The sequence below is a fragment of the Vibrio sp. V43_P6S15P86 genome (genome assembly GCF_009904725.1).
Taxonomy (GTDB): domain Bacteria; phylum Pseudomonadota; class Gammaproteobacteria; order Enterobacterales; family Vibrionaceae; genus Vibrio; species Vibrio diabolicus.
Window position 1 is genome coordinate 1 of the sequence record NZ_WXWT01000433.1, and the last position, 11495, is coordinate 11495.

Annotated in this window: 9 protein-coding genes; 1 reads left to right on the forward strand and 8 read right to left on the reverse strand. The window is 46.9% G+C overall.

Translation table 11 applies throughout. From position 1 onward, the window contains the following. The first annotated feature begins 93 nt into the window (after nucleotides 1-93). Nucleotides 94-873 carry a TSUP family transporter gene (locus CAG69_RS19465; protein ID WP_161445751.1) on the forward strand — a complete coding sequence of 260 codons (780 nt, stop codon included), beginning with the start codon at nucleotides 94-96 and terminating at the stop codon, nucleotides 871-873. Here the strand turns inward: CAG69_RS19465 and CAG69_RS19470 are convergent. From CAG69_RS19470 to gltB, 8 genes are all read right to left on the reverse strand, one after another. Continuing rightward, entirely contained in the window at nucleotides 815-1669 is an 855-nt protein-coding gene (locus CAG69_RS19470; protein WP_161445753.1) for a LysR family transcriptional regulator, read from the reverse strand. The genes CAG69_RS19465 and CAG69_RS19470 overlap by 59 nt on opposite strands. Before the next feature lie 128 nt (nucleotides 1670-1797). Continuing rightward, nucleotides 1798-2418: a TRIC cation channel family protein gene (locus tag CAG69_RS19475; protein WP_005387377.1), complete on the reverse strand. Its 621-nt coding sequence runs from the start codon at nucleotides 2416-2418 to the stop codon at nucleotides 1798-1800. 69 nt (nucleotides 2419-2487) lie between these two features. Then, nucleotides 2488-3309, reverse strand: a complete 822-nt coding sequence (gene btuF / locus CAG69_RS19480) for a vitamin B12 ABC transporter substrate-binding protein BtuF (RefSeq protein WP_047009085.1) — start codon at nucleotides 3307-3309, stop codon at nucleotides 2488-2490. Then, entirely contained in the window at nucleotides 3309-4262 is a 954-nt protein-coding gene (locus tag CAG69_RS19485; RefSeq protein WP_047009086.1) for a cobalamin biosynthesis family protein, read from the reverse strand. Before CAG69_RS19485 ends, btuF begins: the two co-directional genes overlap by 1 nt. Nucleotides 4263-4273: 11 nt before the next feature. Further along, nucleotides 4274-4969, reverse strand: a complete 696-nt coding sequence (gene mtnN, locus CAG69_RS19490) for a 5'-methylthioadenosine/S-adenosylhomocysteine nucleosidase (protein ID WP_161445754.1) — start codon at nucleotides 4967-4969, stop codon at nucleotides 4274-4276. Between the two features lie 63 nt (nucleotides 4970-5032). Beyond that, nucleotides 5033-5461: a DUF1499 domain-containing protein gene (locus CAG69_RS19495; protein ID WP_161445756.1), complete on the reverse strand. Its 429-nt coding sequence runs from the start codon at nucleotides 5459-5461 to the stop codon at nucleotides 5033-5035. 91 nt (nucleotides 5462-5552) lie between these two features. After that, nucleotides 5553-6965 carry an FAD-dependent oxidoreductase gene (locus tag CAG69_RS19500; protein WP_005396322.1) on the reverse strand — a complete coding sequence of 471 codons (1413 nt, stop codon included), beginning with the start codon at nucleotides 6963-6965 and terminating at the stop codon, nucleotides 5553-5555. A gap of 20 nt (nucleotides 6966-6985) precedes the next feature. Next, on the reverse strand, nucleotides 6986-11449 hold the full coding sequence (gene gltB / locus CAG69_RS19505) for a glutamate synthase large subunit (protein WP_161445757.1): 4464 nt from the start codon (nucleotides 11447-11449) through the stop codon (nucleotides 6986-6988). Nucleotides 11450-11495: the final 46 nt, after the last annotated feature.

Sequence of the window (11495 nt, forward strand, 5' to 3'; positions counted from 1 at the left end):
ATAGATTGGTGTCTTGACTTTCCATTGGTGGTTTTGTGAATAAGTGCTACCGTTTTTCCTCTTTGATGCCTCTTTAAATAAAAAGGATGTGTAGTGGAAATCACGGTTGAGATTTTGTTGGCTCTATTTTTTGTTGCGACTGCCGCAGGCTTTATTGATGCGATGGCTGGTGGGGGAGGGCTCATTACGCTCCCTGCGCTTTTGGCAGCGGGGTTGAGTCCGACTCAAGCTCTAGCAACCAACAAGTTACAAAGTTCGTTTGGCAGTTTCTCTGCTAGCTGGTATTTCGTGCGTAATGGTATTGTCAGCCTAAAGGAAATGCGTTTCGCGATACTTTGCACTTTTATCGGTGCAGCGATCGGTGCCGAGGCTGTGCAGTTTATCGATGCTAGCGTACTCACCAGTTTGATTCCTGTTCTTTTGATTGCCATTTCTCTCTATTTTTTACTCGCGCCAAGTACACGAAAAATCGATGGAGAACCAAAGTTATCTGAAGCGATGTTTGCGCTATGCATTGGTGGTGGGATCGGTTTCTATGATGGCTTTTTTGGCCCTGGGACTGGATCTATTTTTACTGTTTGTTTTGTTGCACTAGGTCACTTTTCTTTGGTCGAAGCCACTGCTAGAACCAAAATCCTCAATTTCACGTCAAATATTGCGGCACTACTCTTTTTTATCTTAGCTGGGTTGCCAGTGTGGAAGCTCGGTTTAACCATGGCTGTTGGCGGTTTTCTTGGTGCTCAGTTAGGGGCGAAGGTCGTTGTAATTAAAGGGCAAAAATGGATTCGTCCTCTAGTTATTGTGATGTCGATGCTCATGGCAACGAAACTTCTTTGGCAACAACATCAGCAATGGATTTTGTCAGTGCTTTAACTCGTTCGCTGCGATATGTGCTGTGGCGCAAGCAGATATGTATTGGTCGAATTAACTGTCCTAGCTCTTCAAAGTCATAGCAGAACTTAGGTGTGATATTAAGTGTCGTTAGGATAGATTTAGGGATTAAAGCGGGAGCCATACCTCCCAAAGCCAGTTGTGCTGCCGCAGTATACGAATCCATTTCCATCAAAGGTTCGATTCCGTGTTTTGATAAAATAGCTTGTTGATATGTGTTGGCAGGGTTAGTTAGGTCATTGGTCAAAATAGCTTTAGGTAGTTGTGAAAGTGAATGTCGACTGACAATTGAGAAAGGTTCATCGGCGAGGTGAAGGCTCATTAATCCATGATGAGGTGGTAGATAGCCAGCGCAAAATCCCAATGTTGCTTTGCCTGATTTCACATTCTCAATAATGCGTGGCGTATGATTGGTCGATATTCGTATGTACTGATCATGGGCAAAGTGTTCTGCCATGATCATGCTGAGGTACCCCGCCACTAAGGTTTCAGAGCAGTCTATCTTGATCAAAGAAGTATCTTCTATTTCTTGCTGATCATAGATCTGACCTCTTAACTCATTGAACGTTGGCTCGATCGTGTTGATGAGCGCAAGGCCATCGGAGGTCAGCTTTATATGCCGACCACTTGGCTCAATCAATTTTTTTCCTAACTTCTTCTCTAGATTCGAAATGCGCTTACTCACCGCAGATTGACTAATATAGAGTTGGCTGCCCGTGCGGCTCATGGTTTTTTCTTTACTGAGGACAAGTAACGTCTCAATACCTTCAAGCAACATAATGATTAATGAAAGTTAGGAATGGTTGAAATAATTTAGCGAATTGTACAAGAATTGGCGAATCAAATGAGTATAAATGAGAGGAGCCGACACTTGGTCGACTCGATGATGAGTGATGCTGTTTTTGTTTAACGGTTAATTGCGAAAGTTGGCAGAGATAGATGCCAACGAATAGCACCGAGACGTATAATGAGCGTTGAGATTACACCAGCGAGTAAAGCCGTTGAGTGGTCATAACCCATGTTTACCGCCATCGTATGGAAGATGCCGCCAATAATACATGCCGTAGCGTAGACTTCACTTCTTAATACCATAGGAACTTCGCGAGCCAGCACGTCTCGTATAATGCCACCTCCACAGCCAGTAATAACCCCCATTATCACAGCGACCATTCCAGATGCATTGTAGGCGAGTGCCTTCTCTACTCCAATTCCCACAAATACAGCGAGACCGATGGCATCACAAACGGGTAATACCCACCATGAGAGTCGCTTGGGTCTTCGAATAACAAGCATGGTTAGTAGACACGTAACAAATATCACCCATAAGTACGTAGTATCTGTTATCCAAAATACAGGAGTGGCACCTAGCGCCATGTCTCGGATTGTTCCGCCACCAATAGCAGTCACACTGCCGAGAACGATAACGCCGAATGGATCCATTTTTAAACGGCCCGCCAGTAACACGCCAGAGATAGCGAAAACAGCGGTACCGAACAAATCGATCATATAAAGCAGCATGGAGTCCATGTTACTTAGTACCTTTATATAGTGTGAGAAAAAATGGGCGGAAATTGTACGGTATTTGCCACGAAATCGTTAGCGTTTTTGACGAACGCTTTTAAAGTGCTCACACACTTCTGTGATCGCATTTAGTGTGCGTGGGGTTGGGCGGTTAATCCAATCTGAGTTTAGAGACCAGATGTGTTTATTTCTAAGTGCGGGAAGCTCATTGCTCCACTCTGCCCACATACCATCATTACTCATTGCGTGACGAGAAGTAAAAATAACCTCTGGCTGGCGAGTAATGACTTGCTCGATGCTAACTTGAGGATAAGGCGCGCTGGATGCTGCGAAAATGTTTTCACCACCGCAAAAAGTAAAGACTTCACTTGGCCAGTTCTTCCCGGCGACAGTGATGATAGGCTTTTCACTCAACTGATAAAAGTAACGAACTTTCTCGTGCGTGTTGTACTTCTCTTTTAGTGTATTCAGTTGCGTTCTAAAATCTTCAGCGGCCTTTTGTCCTATTTGCGGGGTTTCGCTGTATTGGCTTAGCTGCTCGATATTATTGGCGATATCTTCCAGTGAACCTGTAGTGGAATAATAGATAGGAATGCCGAACTGTTTAATTTTTTCCAGCTCTTTTGCCGGGTTTCCTGCCGGCCAAGCAATGACTAAATCCGGTTGAAGAGCAATAATGCGCTCTAATTTAATTCCTTGGTAATTAGAGACTCTTTCCAGCTGCTTTGCCTGCTCTGGATAATCACTCATTTCGCTGACAGCAACAAGCTTGTCTCCTAGCCCTGCCGCAAAGGCAATTTCAGTGGCATGTGGAGCTAAACTTATAATGCGTTGAGCGGGTTGAGCGAAGGTCGCTGTCGAAACAAACAGCGTTAATGCGAAGCATAGTTTATTCATCATAATCCTTGATAAATCATTCCTAAAAGCAGACTTTGGATAGCTACCCAAACGAAGACTCGCCAAACGAGCAGCGTATGTATTTGTGAAAGGTGAATAGCCGATGGGGCAATTCGTCCACCGATTTTTGCGCGTTCCGCACGTATACCTTGATAGATAGCAGGGCCGCATAAAGAGAGTTGTAGTTTGTGCCCGATGGTACACAACACCCAGGCAGGCCCGGGTAGTGGCCAAGAGTTAGCTTGTTGCTGTACACCAGAAAGCACATTGCTTACGTTCTTTCCTACAGCTAAAAGCATGGCAAAGAGACGAAGTGGAATAATATCCAGAGCGGCAACCAGCTGAACGGCAGGTTTACCAAAGGGCAAATATTGGCGTCGGCTAGGGGACCAAACTCGAGCTAACTCTGTAGTTAGTCGATACATTAACGCACCAATACCACCTGCGAGTGCGTACCAAAATAACACACCGATTACGTTGCGGCAGTATCCCATAATCACAGTTTCTGAGCTTGCTTTACCTATGCCGATGATCGAGAGACTGTCAGTATCGCGATTAAGATATGGTCTCAGTAATTGTCGGCACTGGGCTTTGTCTTCTCTCGACATACTTGTGACGAGTTGTTTTGTTAAGGTTTCACTGTTGCGCCAGTCCAAAGCAATGATCAATAGCACTAGTTCGTATAAAGGCACTTGCCAAACGAATGGCTCCACGGCAATCAGCAAGAGCAAGCAAGGCAATAGCATCAAGCCCAATGCAAGACTGCCGGAGGTCAGGCTCTGTGTGTAACTATGATTATTGTTTACTTTGTTGGCGAGCTGCTCAGCTAACTTTCGCCATAAAGTGATGGGATGCGATGAACGGGGGATTGGTAAAAGAAGGTGAAAGAGCAGTGCGCCCCACATAATAAGGAGCGCACCGTTGGCATAAAATGACTGAAAAACTTCTTCCATGAATGAGTCGTTTACTTAATGAGTTCCAGCATTTTGAATACCATTTCAGAAGAGCTTTTTGCTGCTAGCGGTAGGAACTCATCAAAGCTCATTGGTGACTCTTTATCAGCGACATCAGAGATTGCGCGCACAACAACAAACGGCGTGTTGAATTGGTGACAAGTTTGAGCGATAGCAGATGCTTCCATTTCTACCGCGATAACGGATGGGAAGTGCTTACGAATAAATTCTTGGCGTTCAGCGGTGCAAACAAACGCATCGCCAGTACAGATCAGGCCGCGAACTGCATGAGTGTTTTCCATTTGCGCTAGTGCCTTTTCTGCTAAATCCATTAGCTTTTCATCTGCTTTGAATGCAGCAGGCTGGCCAGCCATTTGGCCAATTTCATAACCAAAAGCGGTTACGTCCGCATCGTGATGACGAACTTCTGTAGAGATAACAACATCGCCAAGGTTTAAGCTTGAATCGAAACCGCCAGCAGACCCTGTGTTAATCACAACGTCTGGTTGGTATTCATCAAGAAGGATTGTCGTGCCCACTGCCGCTGCAACTTTACCGATGCCCGATTGTAGTACGACGACTTCAACATCGTTGATTTGACCAGAGAAAAACGTACAACCTGCTTTATTTACAGTTTTGCAGTTTGTAATTGCTTGCTTCAGGATGGTCACTTCTTGTTCCATCGCACCGATGATACCAACTTTCATAACACTCTCTTTAGGTAAATATTTTAGTTGGCCGAGAGTATAGCACTCCCCGTTGGCAGTTTTCTATTTGATGAGCTTAGCTTGAGTGAGCTTTTCTCGTAATTGATCGGCGCGCTTTCTGTTTACGCCAAAGTCAGAGTAGCCCACACGAGATTCCGAGCGAACAATCAGTTTGTCTCCTGCTACTTTTAATTCGAGGTCATCCACGAAGCGCATGATTTTAGATGTGCATTCTATCCGAAGGTAATCGCCCTCTTTTACCGCGGTTTTGGCGCCAGGAAGTTGAAGCGCGGCTTGCTCAATGGCATCTAACGTTGCGGATTCAGTGAGCAAAAAAGGTGCTAATTGAAACTTGTCTCTTGAGTCTTGAGTTGAAACGCAATTTGGTTTGTCACCACAAGGTGATTGAGAACGATCTGGCATACTGGTGACTCCTTGGCTGCAGGCTGCAAGGCTGAGTAAAGTGATGGAAAGGAGAGCGGCTTTTTTCATTGTATTTACTCTTATAGTTTTGCTTCTAATTATATGGATACAAAAGAAAAAGGATCCAATAATAGGATCCTTTTTGTGAGGTTAGCTGTGATTAGACTTCTAGGTAATCAAGAATGCCTTCTGCCGCTTTTCGCCCTTCATCAATGGCGGTTACGACGAGGTCTGAGCCACGGACCGCATCACCGCCAGCGAAGATTTTCGCATTGCTGGTTTGATACATGAACGCTTGCTCAACAGGTGCCTTGATACGTCCCCATTGGTCTAAATCGACACCATACGGTTCTAACCAGTCCATTTTGTGTGGCTGGAAACCAAATGCCATGATCACGGCATCCGCAGGCAATACATGTTCACTGCCTTCCACTGGTTCTGGTCTGCGACGACCTGCATCATCGGGCTCACCTAAAGCAGTTTTTACCACTTTAACGCCCGATACGTTACCTGAAGCGTCGACCTCCACACCGAGTGGTTGCAGGTTAAACATAAACTTCACGCCTTCCTCTTTAGCGTTTTTTACTTCTCGACGTGAACCTGGCATGTTGGCTTCGTCACGACGATAAGCACAAATCACATTGGAGGCTCCTTGGCGAATAGAGGTTCGTACACAGTCCATTGCGGTATCGCCACCACCAAGCACGACCACTTTCTTTCCTGCCATGTCGATAAAAGGTTGGTTGTTCTCAAGCTCCATGACTTTGTAGGTATTCGAAATTAAAAATGGCAGCGCGTCATACACACCCGGCGCATCCTCATTTTCTAGTCCTGCACGCATGTATTTATAGGTGCCAACGCCTAAGAAAATGGCATCGTACTCATCGATTAGATCTTGCATTTGTACATCTTTACCGACTTCCACGTTCATGCGGAACTCGACGCCCATTTCAGTGAACACACGGCGACGATTTTCCATTACCCCTTTTTCAAGCTTGAAGGAAGGGATACCGAAAGTCAGTAGTCCGCCGATTTCTGGGTAGCGGTCAAACACGACTGGCTTAACGCCATTGCGCACTAGGATATCAGCGGCTGCCAAGCCTGCTGGGCCAGCTCCAATGATTGCGACCTTTTTATCGGTCCACTCCACCTTGGACATATCTGGCTTCCAGCCCATTTCAAAGGCTTTGTCGGTAATGTACTTTTCTATATTACCGATGGTGACGGCACCAAAGTCATCATTAAGCGTGCATGAACCTTCACATAGACGGTCTTGAGGACAAACGCGCCCACATACCTCCGGTAGGCTATTGGTTTGATGCGATAGTTCAACCGCTTCAAGAATACGTCCCTCATTTGCCAGTTTTAGCCATTGAGGGATGTAGTTGTGTACTGGGCACTTCCATTCACAGTATGGGTTACCGCAATCTAAGCAGCGATCCGCCTGCGCAGTCGCTTGTTGTTTGGTAAACGGTTCATAGATTTCAACGAACTCGATCTTACGAACTTTGATAGGCTTCTTCGCAGGATCTACGCGTTGAACATCGATAAATTGATAAACGTTCTGACTCATGATTCAAACATCCTCCATGATTACTGGGCTTGAACGCGCAGCTCAGCGGCACTGCGGCTCTGGTGACCAAGTAGCGTGCGAAGATCTGCCGCTTGTGGTTTCACCAAATAGAACTTTGGAATCCATTCATCAAAGTTCGCCAAAATATTTTCTGCGTGGCTCGACCCTGTTTCTTCAAGGTGTTCCGCAATCAGGCCGCGCAAATGCTCTTGGTGGATGTATAGATCGGACAATGAAATGGCTTCGACAGATTCAGTATTGACTCGACCTTCAAAGCTTTGGTTTTCATCCAGAACATAGGCAAAGCCTCCGGTCATACCTGCACCAAAGTTCACGCCTGTTGCACCTAGAATGGCAACAATACCGCCTGTCATGTACTCACAAGCGTTATCTCCCGCACCTTCAATGACGGCAATCGTACCTGAGTTACGTACCCCAAAACGCTCACCCGCTTTACCTGCCGCGAACAGTTTACCGCCCGTTGCGCCGTACAAACACGTGTTACCAATAATGGTGGCTTCATGACACTTGAACGCTGTACCTAAGTGAGGTTTAATGGCGATCTTGCCGCCTGCCATGCCTTTCCCTACGTAGTCATTCGCATCACCTGTGAGGTAAAGCTCTACGCCACCCGCATTCCAAACGCCAAACGACTGGCCGGCAGTGCCGTCAAGATAGATTTTGATAGGGGAAGCCGCCAATCCTTGGTTGCCATAGCGCTTCGCTATTTCGCCAGATAAGCGTGCACCCACAGAACGATCAGTGTTGATGACATTGTAGAAGAAACTTGCCGATTGGCTGTTTTCTACTGCATGCATGGCATCATCAACGATCTTTTGGTTGAGCTCAGCTTTATCAAACGGTTTGTTTGGCTCTGTCCAAAATAGCGGATGACCCTCAGGTGATACTGGAGCTTCTAGAATATTGGATAGATCCAGCTTGGTCTGTTTCGCTGTAAATCCCTCTACCGCCTCAAGTAAATCGGTACGACCAATCAAGTCCGTCAGCTTTTCAACGCCAAGTTCGGCGAGTAATCCGCGCACTTCGTCTGCCAGGCCGATGAAGTAATTCATCACCATTTCTGGTAGACCTTTGAAGTATTCTTTACGCAGTGTCTCGTCTTGAGTCGCAACCCCAGTTGCACAGTTGTTGAGGTGACAAATTCGTAGGAACTTACAACCCATAGCGACCATTGGCGCAGTACCAAAACCGAAGCTTTCTGCACCTAAAATTGCGGCTTTAACTACGTCTAAACCAGTCTTTAGACCACCGTCTACCTGTAGGCGGATCTTATGACGCAGACCATTAGCAACCAGTGCTTGTTGTGTTTCTGCCAACCCCAACTCCCAAGGGCTACCAGCGTATTTTACCGAAGTTAATGGGCTTGCTGCGGTACCACCGTCGTAACCCGAAATGGTAATAAGATCAGCGTAAGCCTTGGCTACGCCCGTTGCGATGGTGCCGACACCTGGCTCGGAGACGAGTTTTACCGAAACCAGCGCATTTGGGTTGACTTGTTTAAGGTCAAAGATCAGCTGGGCCAAATCTTCAATCGAATAGATATCGTGGTGCGGAGGAGGGGAGATCAGAGTCACGCCTTGTACCGAATAACGCAGTTTTGCGATTTCAGCGGTGACTTTGTGTCCTGGTAGCTGTCCACCTTCACCCGGTTTCGCACCTTGTGCCACCTTGATTTGCAGTACATCCGCATTAGTTAGGTAATGCGGCGTTACACCAAATCGGCCAGAAGCAATCTGTTTGATACGTGAGTTACGCTCAGTACCGAAACGGCGAGGATCTTCACCGCCTTCACCCGAGTTAGAGTAACCACCAAGACGGTTCATCGCCGTTGCAAGTGCTTCATGCGCTTCTGGGCTAAGTGCGCCAATGGACATCGCCGCCGAGTCAAAACGCTTGAATAGCTCTGTGCTTGGCTCGATTTGCTCAAGTGGTAGTGGGGTGTCTGATTTTTTCAGCGACATTAAGTCACGCAGCATGGCAACAGGGCGTTGGTTTACCTGCTTAGCAAAGCTCTGATAGTCGTTACTTTCGCCAGATTTAACGGCCTGTTGCAGCGTGCCGACGACATCCGGGTTGTAAGCATGATATTCACCTCCATGGACGTACTTTAACAAGCCGCCATGATCAATCGATTTGCGTTTCGCCCATGCTTTACGAGATAAGTTTGTAAGATCTTGCTGGAAGTCGTCAAAATTCGCGCCTTCAATTCGAGTTGTGACGCCTTTAAAACACAGATCGACCACATCTTGGCTCAAGCCAACTGCTTCAAACAGTTGTGAGCAGCGGTAAGAGGCGATGGTTGAGATCCCCATTTTCGACATGATCTTGTACAGGCCTTTGTTGATGCCGTATTGGTAGTTTTGCATCACATCGCGGTAGTCTTTCTCTAGTGCTTTATCATCAATCAGTTTACCTAACGCTTCATAAGCAAGGTATGGGTAAACCGCAGTGGCACCAAAGCCAAGCAAGACAGCAAATTGGTGTGGGTCACGAGCTGTTGCGGTTTCGACAACAATGTTGGCATCGCAACGTAAGTTCGCGTCAATCAGACGAGTTTGAACGGCGCCGACTGCCATTGCTGCCGGAATTGGTAACTTACCTTTGACCAAGGCTCTGTCCGAAAGAACCACTAAAACCGTGCCTTCACGAACGACTTGCTCTGCTTGCTCACACAGATCATCAATGGCTTGTTTAAGATCTTTTTGCTGTGGGTCGTAGTTGATATCGAGAATGGTATTATGGTAATGATCGTCACCAAGCTCGAGCAGTTGCTGCATGTCTGAATAGAGCAGTACTGGAGAATCAAAGGTTACACGATGCGCGTGGCCATCGGTTTCACAGAAGACGTTCATCTCCTGGCCGATGCTGGTCGCCAGCGACATGACGTGTTTCTCACGCAGCGGATCGATTGGTGGGTTGGTGACCTGAGCAAACTTCTGACGGAAGTAATCAGTCACCAAGCGCTCTTTCGAAGAGAGAACCGCCATCGGGGTGTCATCACCCATCGAACCTACGGCTTCTTGCCCCATATCACCGAGGACACGCAATACTTGATCGACTTCTTCATTGCTCATGGCAAACTGCTTTTGATAAGTCTTAAGCAAGTCTTCATCAAAGCTGCGCTCACCTACTTGATCTTCAGGCAATTGAGAGAACGGTGTTAGTTTGCGAACGTTGTTCTCCATCCATTCGCGATAAGGGTGACGAGATTTCAGGTCATTATCGATCTCGCTAGACTGCCAAAGCTTACCTTTACGAGTGTCGATGACGAGCAATTCCCCCGGACCTACACGACCTTTTTTGGCAACTTCATCTGGGGCGTAATTCCAAATCCCTACCTCTGATGCCAGAGTGATCAACTTGTCTTTGGTAATTACATAACGCGCAGGACGTAGACCGTTTCGGTCTAGGTTACAAGCAGCATAACGACCATCGGACAGTACGATACCTGCTGGACCATCCCATGGTTCCATGTGTTTGGAGTTGAAATCGTAAAACGCACGCAAATCCGGATCCATATCTGGATGGTTTTGCCATGCAGGCGGCACAAGCATACGCATGGCGCGGAAGATATCCATGCCACCAGCTAAGAAGAGATCCAGCATATTATCTAAGCTGGAGGAGTCTGAACCCGTCTCGTTCACAAATGGTGCTGCAGTTTGAAGATCGGGCAGCAGTGGTGACGAGAACTTGTAAGCACGAGCTCGTGCCCATTGTCGATTACCTTCAATGGTATTGATCTCACCATTATGAGCAAGGTAGCGGAATGGCTGAGCCAATGGCCAACGCGGTTGAGTATTGGTAGAAAAACGCTGGTGGAACAGACAGATAGCGGATTCCATGCGTAGATCAGCAAGATCAAGGTAGAAGCGAGGCAAGTCCGCAGGCATGCACAGGCCTTTGTACACCAAAACTTGAGTCGACAAGCTACAGATGTAGAAATCAGGATCTTCGGTGATTTGTTTCTCGATGCGACGGCGTGCGATGTAGAGACGACGTTCAATGTCACGCTCTCGCCAACCAGCCGGTGCAGAGATAAAGACTTGCTGAATATTTGGAAGCGAGTTAGCCGCAATTGGACCGAGCACTTCTGAATTGGTTGGAACTTCACGCCAACCGGCCACTGTTAGCGTCTCTTGCGCAAGTTCTCTGTTGACGATGTCTTTAGCGAGTTGAGCTTTGACCGGATCTTGGTTGAAGAAAATCATCCCTACGGCGTATTGCTTGCCAAGGTTGAAACCATTTTCTTCGGCAATAAGACGTAAATAGGAATCGGGCTTTTGTAATAGAAGACCACAACCATCACCGGTTTTACCATCGGCGGCAATACCACCACGGTGGGTCATTCGGTCAAGTGCAGAAATTGCTGTACGAACCAGCTTGTGGCTTTGTTCGCCTTCCATATGCGCGATCAAGCCAAATCCACAGTTGTCTTTCTCAAGACTTGGATCATAAAGAGCCATTGCAATTCTCCCTTTGCTTATCCGTCATCCCGACAGATATATCAAC